The organism is Turicibacter sp. St.80E1 (assembly GCF_059728495.1).
Genome location: NZ_AP039386.1, coordinates 839,671 through 855,625 on the forward strand (window position 1 = coordinate 839,671; position 15,955 = coordinate 855,625).

The window sequence follows — 15,955 nt, forward strand, 5'->3', positions numbered from 1 at the left end:
CAACAAAGAAAAATGATGAAATCGTTTCATCATTTAGAAGGTGATAGTTTGAAAAAAGGAATTATTTTAAAGGCATTAAGCGGGTTTTATTACGTTGAAGATTTACAGACGAAAGAACTGATTCAATGTCGAAGTCGTGGATTATTTCGAAAAAAGAAAATTACTCCGCTTGTTGGTGATTCTGTTCACTTTACTGTAGAGCCCGATGGGAATGGGTATGTCATGGAGATTTTAAACCGTAAAAATGAGTTGGTTCGTCCACCCATTGCAAATGTTGATTTGGCATTAGTCGTTTTTTCGGTAAAAGAACCTGACTTTAGTCCTAAACTCTTGGATCGCTTTTTAGCTGTTATTGAAGCGAATCAAATCGAGCCTATTATCGTTTTGACCAAAATGGACTTGTTAACGTCTGAGGAGCAGTCTTTAATAGCGCCAATCATTCAGTATTACCGAGAAATTGGTTATCAAGTCATTGAAACTTCCTCGAAACAACAGTTTGGGTTAGATGGGATTAAGGATTTGATTCGCAATCAGATTGTCGTCATCTGTGGGCAATCGGGAGTTGGGAAGTCATCGTTATTAAATTCAATGGATCAAACACTAAATATTCAGGTGAATGAAATTTCGAAAGCGTTAGGACGTGGAAAACATACGACGAGGCATGTCGAACTTCATAAATTAAGTGATGGATTAATTGCAGATACGCCGGGATTTAGTTCGTTAGACTTAGACCAATTAGAACCTAATGATTTATCGGAGTGTTTTGTTGAATTTTACCAACGATCACAAGATTGTAAGTTCAGAGGATGCTTACACGTCAATGAGCCGCGTTGCGCGGTAAAGGAAGCGGTTGAGGTAGGAGAGATATTGCCAACAAGATACGAAAATTATCTACAATTCTTGACAGAAATTAAAAGCCGTAAACCGAAGTATTAAGGAATAAAGGAGTCGAACCGATGTTAAAACTTGCACCTTCAATTTTAGCTGCTGATTTTTCAAAATTAGCGGAGGAAGTCCAATGTGTGGAACAGCTTGGAGCTGATTATATTCATATTGACGTAATGGATGGTCACTTTGTACCGAATATTACATTAGGACCGGGTCTAATTAAATGCTTACGTCCTCATACGTCATTACCTTTTGACGTTCATTTAATGATTGAAAATCCTGATTTATTTATTCAAGATTTCAAAGAAGCTGGGGCGGATATTATTACGGTACATGTGGAGGCATGTCGCCATTTACATCGTACTTTACAATTAATCAAACAAAATGGAATGGCATGCGGTGTCGTCTTAAACCCTCACACGCCACTTGAGATGATTAAACACGTCTTACATGAGGTAGATTGGGTGTTAATTATGTCTGTTAATCCAGGCTTTGGAGGGCAAACATTTATTCCTGAGGCATTAAATAAAATTGCGATTTTAAATGAATGGCGCAAAAAGTTAGAGTTATCTTTCTTAATTGAAGTTGATGGTGGGGTAAATGAACAGACAGCTCGCTTATGTGAGGAAGCTGGGGCCGATGTTGTTGTCGCGGGTTCAGCGGTATTTAATGCCCCAAATCGACGCGTTGCCATCGAACAGATCAAAGGTTAATGGCCCATGAAAGTCGCCGTTATCTGTGGTTCTCATGAATTATATTTAGATGAAAAGGCATTAGCAGATCAGTTTATTATAGGGGTGGATCGTGGAGCCTTTCATCTGCTTGAACGGGGAATTTCACCGGATTTAGCAATCGGAGATTTTGATTCCGTGACACCCGAAGAGTATGGTGCAGTTTCTCAAGCTACAAGAGAGCTTATTCATCTTCCTTGCGAAAAGGATGAAACAGACACTGAGGCTGCATTAAATCTAGCTTTGCATCGGGGAGCGTCGGAAGTGACTCTTTATGGAGCGCTAGGAGGACGCATTGATCATACATTAGCCAATATTCGATTATTACTTCAGTTTGTCAAGAAGGGGCTTTACGTTCAACTTGTTGGTGAGAAAAATAGGTTGACGGTTCTTTCTAAGGGAGAGCATCACTTAGAGGCAACTGCTTTTAAATACCTTTCCTTTTTTGCATTAGAATCAACAGTGACTCATCTTACGTTAAAAAACGTTAAATACCCACTCGTAAACTATACATTAGCACAGGATGATATTCGATGTATTAGTAATGAAACACTTGGAGCAGACTATCAAGTAAAATTTGAATCGGGTTATTTATTAATGATTTCGAGTTGTGATTAACTTTTAGTCATATCTCTATTTTTCCCCTCATATAGTGTACAGTAATTAACATCTTTGATTAGGGGAGCGGATAAAGATGAGATTCTATACAATCAAACTACCAAAATGGATCAGTGTTATTATTCAAAGTATTATGAATGTGTTCAAGAAACACTAAAAATAGTTGTCGAATTAATCGACAACTATTTTTTTATTTTACATAATTTTTAAATGTTTTTTTGAATACAATATAGGGAGATGAAGGGGAGAGAGGGGGATGAGCCTTGAACTATTTAGCGGTACTAGAAAAGATAGAATCCGGCCAATTAAATGTTCCACAAGCAATTAAGGAGATAGAACGAGGCACTAAATTAAAGAAGCAAAGCGCCTGTAAAATTAAATTGTTAGTGACTCATCGAGGGAAAAAAAATTTATTACCCGCTGTTTCTTTGAAATTTGTTACCCCTTTTTTAAAACTATGTGCCCCTTTTATTACTTTTGAACAAGGGGAATCAACAAATCCGTTAACAAAGGAGGAGAAGTCACAAATTCTAAGACACTTAAAAGAAATTGTTGAGTTAATGGCAGACTATCCGCCAATTGAAGTTTTTCGGTTACAATCGGAAGAAATCCAAGTCCGTATCATCACACAATAAGGGGGGCCTTATGAAGAGTGAGGAATTAATTAAAATTTTAAAAATGGTCGAGCGTCGGATCATTACGGCCGAGCAGGCCCAACAATTGATTAAAACAATTGAACAAAGTTATGAGAGCATAAATGGACAAACGTATCGATATTTAAATATTAATATCAATCAATTCGAGGAAACAGAAAGTTTGATGACCTTTCGAATTCCTGTTTCATTAGCGAGTTCGGTTTTAAAAATTGAGGTGGTTAAACAGGAGCTTTTAAAATATGCTGATATTGACTATGATCAATTACTTCTATTTATCGAAAAAAAAGCGCTGGGCGATTTTGTGAATATTTTAACCCAAACGGAAAAAACAAGAATTTGGATAGAATAAGATGGTTAATAACATAAAAAAGGCTATCTCATAAGAGATAACCTTTTTTATGTTATTAATAAACGCGTTCTACTTTTCCTGATTTTAATGCGCGAGCAGAAACGTATACTTTTTTAGGTTTACCGTTAACTAAGATTTTAACTTTTTGAACGTTAGACTTCCAAGTACGTTTTGAAGCGTTCATAGCGTGTGAACGAGCATTACCAGTTTTAGTACGACGTCCAGTTACTGTACAAACACGAGCCATTAGTAAAAACCTCCTTACTTCACATTCATATCTGAGACTCCTATAAATTTATCATACTTTTTGTTGATTAGCAAGTTTTTTTGAAATAATTGCGGATAATAGTCATGTTAAAGTGGTTTTACCTGGCTTTCAGGGCATTTTATATTTGTCAATGTGTATAATATATAGTAAAATTGAAGTTAAGAATAAAGCGCTGAGGGAGGTTTGTCGCAGATGACAGTCCAAATTAAAAATGAATATGGTCGAATTGATATTTCAAGAGAGGCTCTTTCAACAGTCATTGGGAATGCAACAACGGAATGTTATGGTGTTGTGGGGATGGCTTCAAAAAATTTAGTTAAAGATGGATTAGCCGTTGTTTTAGGAAAGGAAAACTATAGTAAAGGTGTTACACTTCGCGCAGATGAAAATAATAAATTAATTGTAGATTTATATGTTATTGTTGGAATCGGAATTAAAGTATCAGAAGTATGTTTTGAAATTCAGAAGAAGGTAGAATATGTGATCGAAAAAACTTTCGGTGAACACGTTAAAGAAGTTAATGTGTTTGTACAAGGAGTTAAAGGTTTAGATCGCTAGGAGGAGTATTGAACATGTCGTTACAACAGATTAATGGAATCGTATTTAAACAAATGGTAATTAACGGGGCTAATAACTTAGCGAATCATTCTAAATATGTTGACCAACTTAACGTGTTCCCTGTTCCAGATGGTGATACGGGAACGAATATGAGCATGACGATGACGGCAGGGGCTAAAGAATTACTTGCCTTAAATGAAGCCTCAGTCGGAAAGGTTGCTAAAGTATTATCTCGTGGATTATTAATGGGTGCACGTGGAAATTCAGGAGTTATTTTATCGCAGTTATTTAGAGGGTTTGCGACAGGACTTGAGGGGAAGGACGAAGCAAATATTGAAGAAGTTGCGATGGCATTAGAAAGTGGTGTGAAAACGGCATATAAGGCAGTTATGAAGCCTATTGAAGGAACAATCTTAACGGTTGCACGCGAATCTGCAGAGGCAGCAGTTGCTAATTATGAAACAGTTGAAACAATGGAGGCTCTTTATCAGATAGTGGTTGATGAAATGCAAGCGTCGTTAAATCGTACACCAGAATTACTTCCGGTTTTAAAGGAAGTTGGTGTTGTTGATAGTGGTGGGCAAGGATTACTTTATATTATTGAAGGTTTCTTAAAAGCATTAAAAGGAGAAACAATCGCATTAGAAGAACAGACAACCACACAAGAGGCTGCTCAAACGGCTTTATCAAGTGAGGAAGTCGAGTTTGGATATTGTACAGAATTCATCATTCGTTTAGAGGAAGGACGTCGACCATTTAAAGAAGATGTTTTCCGTGGACGATTAGAAAAGTTAGGGAATTCAATTGTCGTGGTGCAAGATGAAGATATCGTTAAAGTGCATGTCCATACCTTAACACCAGGGGATGCGTTGAATTTAGCACAAAAACACGGTGAATTCGTGAAATTAAAAATTGAAAATATGACGGAGCAACATAATGAGATCATTGGTCAAAACGCTCCGGTTGCAAAAGCAGAGAAAGCTGAGTATGGAATTATTTCAGTTGTTGCTGGTGAAGGTGTTAAACAGTTATTTGAAGAACAAGGGTGCCATTACGTGATTGAAGGTGGACAAACGATGAATCCTTCAACAGAAGATTTCTTAACGGCAATTAAAGAGTTGAATGCGAAGAACATTATCATTTTACCGAATAACAGTAATATCATTATGGCGGCAAATCAAGCTAAAGATGTAACAGAAGATGCAAATGTTGTTGTTGTGCCTTCAAAAACGATTCCTCAAGGATATACGGCATTAATGATGTTTAATGAAAATGCACCGATTGAAGATAATGAGGAAGAGATGACAGCGGCAATTAAAGAAGTTAAATCTGGACAAGTCACATACGCGGTTCGCGATACACAAATGAACGGTGTTGACATTAAACAAAATGACTTTATCGGAATTTTAGACAAAGATATTGTGATTTCTGTTCCAGAACGTTTTGAAAGTGCCTGCGCTTTAGCCGATAAAATGATTGATGAAGACAGCGAAATTGTTACAATTCTTTATGGTGAAGGTGTCGATGAAGATGAAGCTGATGAATTAGCAGAATACATTGAGAATAAATATGACGATGTGGAAGTAACAATCTTTAACGGACAACAACCTGTTTATTCATATATTATTTCAGTTGAATAATTAAAAAAGGTGAGAATGAATATTCTCATCTTTTTTTGTTTTTATAAGTAGTATGAAGAGTTATGATGGGAAGAATGGGGAATGTATGCATAAGTGAATGCTTCGCAGCTAAGGGAGAGTCTTTTTAGTTAGAGTTAAAGGAGGTTATTCTTATGATGGAGAGGCTAACGCTTCAATGGTGTCATCATTGAAAACAAGAAAAGCTATAAAAGAGATAAAATTTTGTCGGAGGTAGAGCGAATGAAGAAAATTGTGATAAAATAAGATTTAAAGAACGTTTGTTCAATAAATTTGTTCACCGAGGATAGAAAGGGTGTGATGAGATGTCACTAGCTACGGTTCCAGTTGGAAAAGTTAAAGGGGTAGGGCCGTCTCTTCTTGAAAAACTACAGCATTTAAAAATCGAAAGCGTCAAGGATTTATTAGAGTATTTTCCTTACCGCTATGATAGCTTTGAGTTGATCGATATTCACCGTGCCATGCATGAAGAGAAAATTACCGTTTTAGGTAAGGTTGTGACGGCGTGTCAGGTGCAGTATTACGGAAAGATGAAGTCGCGATTAAGCTTTAATGTGTTAGTCAACCAAGAAATCGTGAAGGTAGTCATCTTTAATCGAACGTTTTTAAAAAATCAACTAAAACTCGATACACTTGTCACAGTGACAGGGAAATGGGATCTCGGACGGAAAGTGATTACGGCGACGGATATAAAACTAGGAACCGTAGATGGTAAAAAAATTGAACCCATCTACTCCTTAAAAGAAATCCCCGTTAAAACATTTAAAAAAATTTTAAAAGAGGCGTATGATACCTATGGGGCGTCATTGAATGATGACTTACCTCATGAAATCCGAATGCGATATCGACTCATATCGGCGGAGGAGGCGGTTTTATTCTCTCACTTTCCTCAAAATAAAGAACAGGTTCGTCAGGCTAAACGTCGGATTAAATATGAGGAATTACTTAAATTTCAACTTAAATTACAATATTTACGTTATCAGACAAAAATCGAACGCCAAGGAGCTGAGAAAGTTTTTGATGAAACGCGGGTCGAAACCTTTATAAAAAACCTTCCGTTTACACTCACGGATGCTCAACAAAAGGTACTACAAGAAATTAAAGAGGACTTAAAGCTTGGGAGTCGAATGAATCGTCTACTGCAAGGGGACGTTGGATCCGGAAAGACAGTCGTTGCTGCAATTAGCCTACTAATGGTGATGCTCTCAGGATACCAAACGGCATTAATGGTTCCAACTGAAATTTTAGGCCAACAACACTTTAAATCCCTCGTTGACTTATTTAAACCTTATGAAGAATTCCAAATTGAATTTTTAAGCAGTTCCGTAAAAGGAAAACGTCGCCGTGAAATTTTAGCCAAGTTGGCCTCGGGAGACATCGACCTCATTGTCGGAACCCATGCGATTATCCAACAAGACGTTGTTTTTCATAATCTTGGGCTTGTCATTACGGATGAACAACACCGCTTTGGAGTGAATCAACGAAAGATGCTTCGTGAAAAAGGAGACGTTGTTGATGTTTTAATGATGACAGCAACCCCGATTCCAAGGACGTTGGCGATTTCAGCATTTGGAGACATGGATGTATCCATCATTAACCAGATGCCACAAGGCCGAAAACCCGTCGAGACCTTTCTCATCGATAGCGCTAAACTCGATCGCGCCTTAGACTTTATTCAAAAAACCATTTTAGACCACGGCCAACAAGCCTACGTCATTACCCCACTGATCGAAGAATCAGAAGCACTCGATGTTCAAAATGCAGTTGAAGTTCATCAATTATGGCAGCATCACTTTTTAGGTAAGGCAAAAGTTGGATTAATGCATGGACGACTCTCACAAGCTGAAAAGGATGCTGTGATGGAAGACTTTGTCGCAAATCGTTCGCAAATTTTAGTTTCAACGACCGTTATTGAAGTCGGAGTTAATGTGCCAAATGCGAACTTGATGCTCATTTACGATGCGCATCGATTTGGACTCTCACAACTCCACCAATTAAGAGGTCGCGTCGGTCGTGGAAGTGAGCAGGCGTATTGTTTATTGATGAGTGATATTAAAAATGAACAGAGCTTAGAGCGCCTTAAAATCATGACGTCAACGACGGACGGTTTTGAGATTGCAGAGGCTGATTTGAAACTCAGAGGACCGGGAGACTTTTTTGGTGAGAAACAATCAGGGGCACCGGTATTTAAAATGGCTGACTTAGTCGAAGACTACAACATACTAGAAGTAGCGATGCAGGATGCTTATGCATTAGTGAGCTCGGATGAATTTTTATATAATAACGAATTTTTGGGGTTACGTGATTATATTCAAGAGACCGTGGCCAATGAAATGCATCAATTTGACTAAAAAGGGATTCTTTTTAGGAAGAAATAGCTTATAATTATAAGTAAAAATAAAGAGATAGGTGGATAGGTACATGATAAAAATCGGATTAGATGCGATGGGTGGCGATTTTGCACCTGAGCAAACAGTGTTAGGCGCATATCAAGCCGTTAAAAAGTTTGATGATATTGAAGTCTATTTATATGGAATTGAATCTGAAATTCTTAAATTTATGAAGGAGCCTCATGATCGAATTCAAATCGTTCATTGTGAAGAGGTGATTCCAATGGATATTAAAGACCCAGCGATGGCTATCCGCAAATTCAAAGACTCATCGATGGTGCGTGCATGTAAGGATGCAAAAACGGGGGCGATTGATGCAGTTGTTTCGGCTGGAGCAACTGGGGCTTTAATTGCAGCGGGAACCTTAGTGGTGAAGCGTTTAAAAGAAGTGGAGCGTCCGGCATTAGCACCGGTAATGCCAACGATTAAAAAGAACAAATATACGATTTTATGTGACGCTGGAGCAACGAGCGATGCGAAACCACAATACTTATATCAAAATGCTAAAATTGCCTCTATTTATGCACGTGAGGTGATGCATATTCAAAATCCAACGGTTGCCCTATTGAACATTGGAACAGAAGATGGAAAGGGAACAGATTTACAAAAAGAAGCATTTGCCCTTATTTCAGCGGACCCATCGATTAATTTTGTTGGAAACATGGAAGGGAAAACCATGATTGCAGGAGAGGTCGATATTATTGTGGCAGATGGTTATTCAGGAAATATCGCTCTTAAATCGGTTGAGGGAACTTCAAAATCATTATTATCGTTAATTAAAGAAGAGTTTTTATCAACGACGCGTGGAAAAATTGGAGCGTTGTTATTAAAACCGGCAATTTCTCGTATTAAAAAACGCATGGATGCATCTGAAGTTGGAGGCGGAATTTTACTAGGGGTATCGGCTCCAGTTATTAAAGCACACGGATCATCGGATGCTACGGCGTTAATGAATGCCATTCGTCAGGCACGTGAAACGGTATCCAAAGACGTCGTGCGTAAAATTAGTGAGGCGTTAAAATCAAATTAATCAATTTCTTCGACGAAAATAGATTCTATTTTCGTCGAATTTTGTGATGTTGATTTGAATGGCTTGAGAAATAACAGGAAAAAGGTTATAATTACTTCACATTGAATGGAGGTGAGATTGTATGGCGTATTTAGATCAATTAACGGAGTTTTTAAATGAAAATAAGATACCTTTTAAACAACTTGATCGTTATTGTCAAGCCTTTACGCATTCATCATATGTGAACGAACATCGTCGTTATAAGATTGAAGATAATGAACGCTTAGAATATTTAGGTGATGCGGTCTTAGAACTAACGGTATCTAATTATTTATTTAATTTGAAACCTGCGTTATCTGAAGGGGAAATGACGAAGATCAGGGCCCAATTAGTCTGTGAGCCGTCTTTAGAATCTTACGCACGTAAACTTAATATTGGACAATTAATGTTACTCGGTCGTGGGGAAGAGAACTCAGGAGGTCGTGAACGTCCAACGGTGTTAGCCGATGCTTTTGAGGCCTTCTTAGGCGCTATCTACTTAGACCTAGGAATGGATGTTGTCTATCCATTTGTGCATGAGATTATTCATGAGGCGTATCAAAAAGGAACTGTGATGCATGTTTTTGATTATAAGAGTACATTGCAGGAACTTGTTCAAGCTGATTCTAAAAAAGCGATTGAGTATCGTATCGTATCAGAAAGCGGACCGGCGCATAACCGTTTATTTGAAGCGGCAGTTTTATTAGATGAAATTACGCTAGGTCGTGGAATGGGTAAAACCAAAAAAGAAGCAGAGCAACAGGCTGCTAAAGGTGCGATTGAAATTTTAGCAAAAACATGTGAAAAAAAATAATGGGAAGAGGCAGAACTTAGGAAAAAAGAGTTTTGCCTTTTTCTTTGGAGGAGTGAATGGTTGATGGCGTATTTTGTTGTGACGGGCGCTTCCTCAGGTATTGGGGAGGCAATGTGTGAAGTACTCGCCCGTGAAGGGCATTCATTAATATTAGTAGCCAGACGTCAATCTTTATTGGAAACGTTAAAAGAAAGACTGGAGAAATATGCAGGATGCCAGGTTGTGGTGATGCCAATGGATCTTTCGAACCCCGATGAGGTTTGTCGATTGTATGAGGCGTGTTTAGCCTACGACGTCATTGGTTTAGTCAATAATGCGGGGTATGGGTTATACGGAGAGTTTTTAGAATTAGATATTTCAGATGAATTTAATATGATTGATTTGAATATTAAGAGCGTTCATTATTTGAGCAAGCTATTTTTAAGACGATTTGTCGCACAGGATCGCGGCTATTTGTTAAACGTGGCGTCAACCGCGGCTTTTCAGTCTGGCCCATTGATGGCGTCGTATTACGCGAGTAAGGGGTACGTGTTGCAGCTGACGGAGGCGATTACGAAGGAGTTAGAGGCGAAAGGGGCATCGGTTGTTGTAAGTGCCCTCTGCCCGGGCCCTGTTGACACAGGGTTTCAGCAGCGGGCAAAGATCAAAGTAGCAAAATCTGCAATGAAGGTGCCGACTGCACATGAGGTGGCGAAGTATGCCTATTACGAATGGATGAAGGGGAAGACTCTGATTATTCCTGGGTATTCAAATCGTGTGTTATTGTTTTTGAATCGATTGATTCCAAGGAAGTTGGGGTGTCAGATCGTTTATCAAACGCAGCTGAAGAAAAAATAAGTGAAGATTCAAAGTCCCTCGATCAATTCGAGGGCTTTTAAAAAGGTAAACCCTCAACCGAAGGTTTAAAAAAATAGGGATTAAGGGTTGACCAAAGGAAAAAAAAGCGATATAATAAGAAATGTAAGGAAATGAATAATTTAATTAGCGCTTGTAGCTCAATTGGATAGAGCATCTGACTTCGGATCAGAGGGTTGTGGGTTCGACTCCTGCCAGGCGCGCCACTTTGAGAGAAAATCCTAATTATAGGAATTCATATAATAGAAAGTCTTCTAACACACAAGGTTGGAGGACTTTTTTTTATAGCTAAGGAGAGATGGGATGAAAAAGGATGAGTTATGGGAAGCTTACCGATTCGTTAATCCAATGATTGGAGATACCTATCAGGCGTGGTCATTTGGGGTAGAGGCAGATGAGTTGGCTAATTTAGTGGTAAGTGGACAGAAATGTGCAACCTCTTCTCTTTATGTTTGGTATGAGAGAGGTGAGGAAAGGTTACCGCAAGTTTCCGATTATAACATTATTTTAAACGGACGAGAAGAGGCCGTTTGTATCGTGGAGACGATTAAGGTGAGTATCGTTCCGTTTAATGAAGTAACTGAGGAGCATGCGTTTAAAGAGGGGGAAGGTGATCGACGCCTAGAGACGTGGCGAACGACTCACCGCGATTTTTTTTCTAAGGAACTTTTAGAGATGGGACTTCACTTTCATGATGAGATGCCTGTTGTCTGTGAAGAGTTTCAGGTCGTTTATAAACCATAAAAAAATTCACCTCGCCTTGAGGTGAATTTTTTATCAGTGAAAGATATTTTAGCGTGGGAATCAGGGAAGATTCCCATTGTAGATGTTAGATATCCCGTATCTACCTTTTCATTATGGAAGATTTGAAGAGAATTATTCAGGAATATAATAGTTGTTTTAAAAAAATGGATATGAGAAATCGGTCGCAACCTAATGAATATTGGCATATTAAGGAGTTGAATAGTTTTTTTTACTCGTGTAAAATTATAATTTAGTTATATGTTTTAATGAGTTTTGAAAAAAATAAGGAGTTAGGGGAGAAATTATGAGTACAGCGTATCATGCGAAGTATTTAGCGAATAAGTTAACGTTACGAAATCCTGGTAATGATGCGAAGCGTCTAGGAAATACGTTATTTAATGCTTCAATTAATTTAAATCCACATCAGATTGAAGCAGCAATGTTTGCTTTTAAATCTCCAGTTAGTAAGGGCGTTATTTTAGCTGATGAAGTTGGTCTTGGAAAAACAATTGAAGCGGGATTAATTATTTCACAATATTGGAGTGAAATGAAACGTAAAATTCTTGTGACTGCACCAGCATCTTTAGTTAAGCAGTGGCAGGCAGAGTTAATTGATAAATTTAATATTCCGAGTGAAGTCATGGATTCCAAGGCTTTCAGAAAGTATGAAAAGGAAAATTATTATAATCCCTTTGTACAGGAGAATAAAGTGATTATTGCATCTCATCATTTTGTAAGTAATATGAAGGACAAAGTGAAATTAGCAAACTTTGATTTAGTCATTATTGACGAGGCGCATAAACTTCGTAATGTTCATATGAAAAACAATCAAATTGCTAAAAATATTAAAGAGGCTACTGAAAAAAGTAAGAAAATTCTATTAACGGCGACGCCATTACAAAATTCACTAATTGAGTTATATGGGTTATCAATGTTAATCGATGAAAATATTTTTGGAGACAAAAAGTATTTCCAACATCGTTATATGCACGCTTCTCAAATTTATATGGATGAGTTGCGTGAACGGTTAAGTTATTTTGTTCATCGAACATTACGTAAACAAGTCACACAATACATTAATTATTCAGAGCGTAAAGCACAAACATTTAGTTTTTCACCAAGTAAAGATGAGCAACTCTTATATGAGTTAATCACGGATTATATTCAGGATGAAGAAACGTATGGAATTAATAAGCGTCAACGTCATTTAGTTGAAATGGTGTTACGTAAAATTTTATCATCTTCAACTTATGCATTAATCGGAACGTTAGAGGGATTCAAACAACGTCTTCAATTAATGTATGAAACAGCTGATCAAGATCAATTAAATGATTGGTTAGAGCAGCTACGTGATCAGGATGATTTTGATGAAGATGAGTTTATTAAAATGGAGAATCAAGAGCAGGATGAGTCGCTTGATTCAGAAAAACTATTAGCAGAAATTAAACTAATCGATGAATTCATTGAGATTGCTAAGCGTATCACCGTCGATAGTAAGGCAATGAAATTATTAGAGTCATTGAATTATGCGTTTGAACAATTAGAAAAAACAGAAGGGGCGAACCGTAAAGTTCTTATTTTTACGGAATCACGTAAAACACAAGATTATTTATATTCCTTCTTAAAAGAAAATGGGTATGATAAAATTGTTCGTTTCTCAGGACAAAATAATACGGAAGAAGCAATTCAAATTTATAATAACTGGATTCAAAATCCTAAAAATGCCGACTTTAAACGAAATACTCGTCAAACAAATATGAGACAAGCTCTTCTTGATTACTTTAAAGAAGAAGCAGAAATAATGATTGCAACGGAGGCTGGAGCAGAAGGGTTGAATATGCAGTTCTGTTCAGTTCTAATAAACTATGATTTACCGTGGAACCCTCAACGTATTGAACAACGTATTGGTCGTTGTCACCGTTATGGCCAAAAATGTGATGTTGTTGTGATTAACTTCTTAAATAACAAGAACTTAATTGATCAACGAGTATATGATTTATTGACTGCTAAGTTTCATTTATTTGAAGGGGTCTTTGGTTCATCTGATGAAGTACTTGGGAATTTAGAAAACGGAACTGATATTGAAAAAGAATTAATGAAAATTTATACCTCATGTCGTACTCCAATGGAAATTGAGCGAGCATTTAATGAGTTACAAGAGATGTTTAAAGACGATATCGATTCAAAGATTAAAGAAACACGCCAAGCTCTTATTGACAACTTTGATGAAGATGTTCATGCAAAGTTTGCAAATACGGTCGAAAAGACCCAACAACAGTTACAAGATATTGAGCAGGATTTTTGGCAATTGACACGGTATCAATTAAAAGATGTAGCAACATTTAGTAATGATTATACGTTTACAATAAATGAGGATATTATTAGTGATGCAACAGGGGCATATACTTTAATTTCAAAGCAAGGTGCTGATAACGATGATTATCGTACCTATAGAATGAATAGTGATTTAGGTGAATATGTCATTGATACAGCACTTCAAGCGATGGAAAATGAAGATTATGTGACGTTTGATATTACGAACTATCCATATAATATTACGGCTTTGAAAAATTTAGTAGGCCAAACTGGATATTTAAGTTTAAATAAACTAAGTATTCAATCGTACGAAGTTGAAGAATATCTCTTCATTAATGGGTTACTTGATAATGGTGAGACAATTGATACGGAACTAGGTGAGAAGTTATTTAGGTTAGATGGTCAAATTATTGAAAAGGATTCAGTACCTAGTGAAATGAGAATACGACTTGGGGCTGATGCTGAGATTTATGGAAATACGATTACTAATGAAGTCATTGAATGTAATAATCAGATTTATCGTGAAGAAACAAAACGTATTACTAAATGGGCAGATGAATTGGTTGAGAGTTTAAATCTTGAAATCAGTTCATTAAGGAAACAAATTAAAGATAAACAACGTCAATTTGATAATGCGAAAACAACCGTAGAGATGGAAGAATTAGATGCTGAAATTAGTAAAATAAAAAGGGAATTAAAACGTAAGCGTGATGAACTAGGGGATAAAGAAGATGAAATTGATGAGCAGCGCCGAAAAATGATGTCAGATTTACGTAAATCTAGTTACAAGGGAGCTAATCTAGAAAATCTGTTTATGATTAAATTTAAGATTATTTAAATTGCTCGGAAGGAGCTTCAAATGAGTCAAATACAGTATACAACTAATCAAGCGTATATTCCTTTTTTATTTTTAGAAATTAAAAAAGGATGTCGACTATATCTAGAAAACAAATTAATTGATGAGATTTACCAATATACGATGGAAGAAAATACGTTTCAAACGACTAGTATTAAACGCAGACAGGAGTTTAGTAGTTTTGTGTGCAAGAGAATAGGGGCTCTAGACAGTTATTTAGTTAGAGAGATTAGTCAATCTGGTTCTGAGATCGGACGATTACTTTGTTTATATGCCCTAATGAAAACAGATGCGTTATTCTTTGAGTTCATGTATGAGGTGTATCAGCAAAAGTTACTTTTAAGACAAGAATATATAGAACCTAGTGAGATGCTAGCTTTTATTCGAGAAAAGTCAATGGAAAGTGAGACAGTTGCCAATTGGAGTGATGCAACAGTTAAACGCTTATTGAGTGGTTATCGTAACTCAATGGTTGAAGGAGGCGCCGCCTCAAAAGAAAAAAGTAAATTAAAAGTAACGCCTGCATATCTACCAGAACACATTAAGGAACATTTAGTTCGTTCAGGTGATGAAAAATATGTTAAGGCCATGTTAGGTGATAGATAATGACAATTTTACAGCAACGCTTAGAACAAATCATTCCTCGTATTAAATCCGATGGTTTTTTTGAGGGACGACAACTAGGGAATGAATTGAATTTTCATATTTTTGACTATGATCCAAAAGATGAAATGTTAGTTCGGGATTATATTGAGTTTATTAAACGAAAGTTAAATAAAGCGCACGAACCTTATCATATAATTGAAATTAATTTATATCAAGCCATTATTGATATCTTAAATGAAAAGGGATTTTTAGAGAAAAACTTTGAGTTTGAAGAAAAAAAAGGTTCAGAGTTTGTGTTTGATAAAACGAGAAAAGCCTTGCGATTAACATTAAATAATGATTTACTAGTTAACTATATTAAAGAAAAAGTAGGGCCAAATCATATTGTTTTTATTACAGGTGTCGGACAAGCTTATCCTATTATTCGTTCACATAGTATTTTGAATAATTTGCATCATGTATTAGATCAAAATCCATTAGTGATGTTTTTCCCTGGCCGTTATGATGGACAAAGTTTATCATTATTTAACCTAATAAAGGATGATAATTATTATCGTGCATTTCGATTAGTGGATTAGCACTAGGTAAAGGAGATGGAGA

General features: G+C 36.7%; 17 protein-coding genes and 1 tRNA gene. 17 read left to right on the plus strand and 1 reads right to left on the minus strand.

All coding sequences use genetic code 11. From position 1 onward, the window contains the following. Nucleotides 1-48: 48 nt before the first annotated feature. From rsgA to AC6I0I_RS04175, 6 genes are all read left to right on the plus strand, one after another. Complete coding sequence (rsgA, locus tag AC6I0I_RS04150) at nucleotides 49-936, plus strand: ribosome small subunit-dependent GTPase A (RefSeq protein WP_161830870.1); 888 nt, start codon at nucleotides 49-51, stop codon at nucleotides 934-936. A gap of 20 nt (nucleotides 937-956) precedes the next feature. Beyond that, complete coding sequence (gene rpe / locus AC6I0I_RS04155) at nucleotides 957-1,601, plus strand: ribulose-phosphate 3-epimerase (RefSeq protein WP_161830871.1); 645 nt, start codon at nucleotides 957-959, stop codon at nucleotides 1,599-1,601. A 6-nt stretch (nucleotides 1,602-1,607) separates the two neighbouring features. After that, nucleotides 1,608-2,237, plus strand: a complete 630-nt coding sequence (locus AC6I0I_RS04160) for a thiamine diphosphokinase (RefSeq protein WP_262953498.1) — start codon at nucleotides 1,608-1,610, stop codon at nucleotides 2,235-2,237. A 76-nt stretch (nucleotides 2,238-2,313) separates the two neighbouring features. Further along, nucleotides 2,314-2,394, plus strand: a complete 81-nt coding sequence (gene spoVM / locus AC6I0I_RS04165) for a stage V sporulation protein SpoVM (RefSeq protein WP_161830905.1) — start codon at nucleotides 2,314-2,316, stop codon at nucleotides 2,392-2,394. A 106-nt stretch (nucleotides 2,395-2,500) separates the two neighbouring features. Beyond that, complete coding sequence (locus tag AC6I0I_RS04170) at nucleotides 2,501-2,872, plus strand: hypothetical protein (RefSeq protein ID WP_262953497.1); 372 nt, start codon at nucleotides 2,501-2,503, stop codon at nucleotides 2,870-2,872. A 10-nt stretch (nucleotides 2,873-2,882) separates the two neighbouring features. After that, complete coding sequence (locus tag AC6I0I_RS04175) at nucleotides 2,883-3,242, plus strand: hypothetical protein (RefSeq protein WP_161830874.1); 360 nt, start codon at nucleotides 2,883-2,885, stop codon at nucleotides 3,240-3,242. A 55-nt stretch (nucleotides 3,243-3,297) separates the two neighbouring features. Here the strand turns inward: AC6I0I_RS04175 and rpmB are convergent, their stop codons facing one another. After that, nucleotides 3,298-3,489: a 50S ribosomal protein L28 gene (gene rpmB, locus AC6I0I_RS04180; RefSeq protein WP_055245030.1), complete on the minus strand. Its 192-nt coding sequence runs from the start codon at nucleotides 3,487-3,489 to the stop codon at nucleotides 3,298-3,300. A gap of 213 nt (nucleotides 3,490-3,702) precedes the next feature. Between rpmB and AC6I0I_RS04185 the strand changes: the two genes are divergently transcribed. The 11 genes from AC6I0I_RS04185 (at nucleotide 3,703) to AC6I0I_RS04235 (ending at nucleotide 15,933) form a co-directional block, all read left to right on the plus strand. Further along, the gene (locus AC6I0I_RS04185; RefSeq protein WP_161830875.1) at nucleotides 3,703-4,068 is read left to right on the plus strand and encodes an Asp23/Gls24 family envelope stress response protein; all 366 of its coding nucleotides are present in this window, start codon (nucleotides 3,703-3,705) and stop codon (nucleotides 4,066-4,068) included. Nucleotides 4,069-4,082: 14 nt separating this feature from the next. After that, entirely contained in the window at nucleotides 4,083-5,708 is a 1,626-nt protein-coding gene (locus tag AC6I0I_RS04190; protein ID WP_262950248.1) for a DAK2 domain-containing protein, read from the plus strand. A gap of 323 nt (nucleotides 5,709-6,031) precedes the next feature. After that, nucleotides 6,032-8,077 (plus strand): ATP-dependent DNA helicase RecG, encoded by a 2,046-nt coding sequence (recG, locus tag AC6I0I_RS04195; RefSeq protein ID WP_262950246.1) that lies wholly within the window; start codon nucleotides 6,032-6,034, stop codon nucleotides 8,075-8,077. Nucleotides 8,078-8,147: 70 nt separating this feature from the next. Next, nucleotides 8,148-9,146, plus strand: coding sequence for a phosphate acyltransferase PlsX (plsX, locus tag AC6I0I_RS04200; RefSeq protein WP_161830878.1), 999 nt, complete (start codon nucleotides 8,148-8,150; stop codon nucleotides 9,144-9,146). Nucleotides 9,147-9,267: 121 nt separating this feature from the next. Continuing rightward, nucleotides 9,268-9,978 carry a ribonuclease III gene (gene rnc / locus AC6I0I_RS04205; RefSeq protein ID WP_262953496.1) on the plus strand — a complete coding sequence of 237 codons (711 nt, stop codon included), beginning with the start codon at nucleotides 9,268-9,270 and terminating at the stop codon, nucleotides 9,976-9,978. A 63-nt stretch (nucleotides 9,979-10,041) separates the two neighbouring features. Beyond that, nucleotides 10,042-10,815 (plus strand): SDR family NAD(P)-dependent oxidoreductase, encoded by a 774-nt coding sequence (locus AC6I0I_RS04210; RefSeq protein WP_262953495.1) that lies wholly within the window; start codon nucleotides 10,042-10,044, stop codon nucleotides 10,813-10,815. Between the two features lie 147 nt (nucleotides 10,816-10,962). Continuing rightward, nucleotides 10,963-11,039 (plus strand) — tRNA-Arg (locus AC6I0I_RS04215). A gap of 97 nt (nucleotides 11,040-11,136) precedes the next feature. Beyond that, the gene (locus AC6I0I_RS04220; protein ID WP_262953494.1) at nucleotides 11,137-11,577 is read left to right on the plus strand and encodes an ASCH domain-containing protein; all 441 of its coding nucleotides are present in this window, start codon (nucleotides 11,137-11,139) and stop codon (nucleotides 11,575-11,577) included. Nucleotides 11,578-11,881: 304 nt separating this feature from the next. After that, a complete protein-coding gene (locus AC6I0I_RS04225) occupies nucleotides 11,882-14,731 on the plus strand; it encodes an SNF2-related protein (RefSeq protein WP_262953493.1) in 2,850 nt (949 codons plus the stop codon). 21 nt (nucleotides 14,732-14,752) lie between these two features. Further along, nucleotides 14,753-15,355, plus strand: a complete 603-nt coding sequence (locus AC6I0I_RS04230; protein WP_262953492.1) for a DUF1819 family protein — start codon at nucleotides 14,753-14,755, stop codon at nucleotides 15,353-15,355. Further along, nucleotides 15,355-15,933: a DUF1788 domain-containing protein gene (locus AC6I0I_RS04235; RefSeq protein WP_262953491.1), complete on the plus strand. Its 579-nt coding sequence runs from the start codon at nucleotides 15,355-15,357 to the stop codon at nucleotides 15,931-15,933. Before AC6I0I_RS04230 ends, AC6I0I_RS04235 begins: the two co-directional genes overlap by 1 nt. The last annotated feature ends 22 nt before the right edge of the window (nucleotides 15,934-15,955 follow it).

What these genes read in the sequence shown, in the direction of transcription:
- rpe (WP_161830871.1), top strand. Translation starts at nt 957, where the DNA reads ATGTTAAAACTTGCACCTTCAATTTTAGCTGCTGATTTTTCAAAATTA.
- AC6I0I_RS04230 (WP_262953492.1), top strand. Translation starts at nt 14,753, where the DNA reads ATGAGTCAAATACAGTATACAACTAATCAAGCGTATATTCCTTTTTTA.
- plsX (WP_161830878.1), top strand. Translation starts at nt 8,148, where the DNA reads ATGATAAAAATCGGATTAGATGCGATGGGTGGCGATTTTGCACCTGAG.
- rnc (WP_262953496.1), top strand. Translation starts at nt 9,268, where the DNA reads ATGGCGTATTTAGATCAATTAACGGAGTTTTTAAATGAAAATAAGATA.
- AC6I0I_RS04160 (WP_262953498.1), top strand. Translation starts at nt 1,608, where the DNA reads ATGAAAGTCGCCGTTATCTGTGGTTCTCATGAATTATATTTAGATGAA.
- AC6I0I_RS04210 (WP_262953495.1), top strand. Translation starts at nt 10,042, where the DNA reads ATGGCGTATTTTGTTGTGACGGGCGCTTCCTCAGGTATTGGGGAGGCA.
- spoVM (WP_161830905.1), top strand. Translation starts at nt 2,314, where the DNA reads ATGAGATTCTATACAATCAAACTACCAAAATGGATCAGTGTTATTATT.
- AC6I0I_RS04225 (WP_262953493.1), top strand. Translation starts at nt 11,882, where the DNA reads ATGAGTACAGCGTATCATGCGAAGTATTTAGCGAATAAGTTAACGTTA.
- rpmB (WP_055245030.1), bottom strand. Translation starts at nt 3,489, where the DNA reads ATGGCTCGTGTTTGTACAGTAACTGGACGTCGTACTAAAACTGGTAAT.
- AC6I0I_RS04175 (WP_161830874.1), top strand. Translation starts at nt 2,883, where the DNA reads ATGAAGAGTGAGGAATTAATTAAAATTTTAAAAATGGTCGAGCGTCGG.
- AC6I0I_RS04220 (WP_262953494.1), top strand. Translation starts at nt 11,137, where the DNA reads ATGAAAAAGGATGAGTTATGGGAAGCTTACCGATTCGTTAATCCAATG.
- AC6I0I_RS04185 (WP_161830875.1), top strand. Translation starts at nt 3,703, where the DNA reads ATGACAGTCCAAATTAAAAATGAATATGGTCGAATTGATATTTCAAGA.
- AC6I0I_RS04190 (WP_262950248.1), top strand. Translation starts at nt 4,083, where the DNA reads ATGTCGTTACAACAGATTAATGGAATCGTATTTAAACAAATGGTAATT.
- AC6I0I_RS04235 (WP_262953491.1), top strand. Translation starts at nt 15,355, where the DNA reads ATGACAATTTTACAGCAACGCTTAGAACAAATCATTCCTCGTATTAAA.
- recG (WP_262950246.1), top strand. Translation starts at nt 6,032, where the DNA reads ATGTCACTAGCTACGGTTCCAGTTGGAAAAGTTAAAGGGGTAGGGCCG.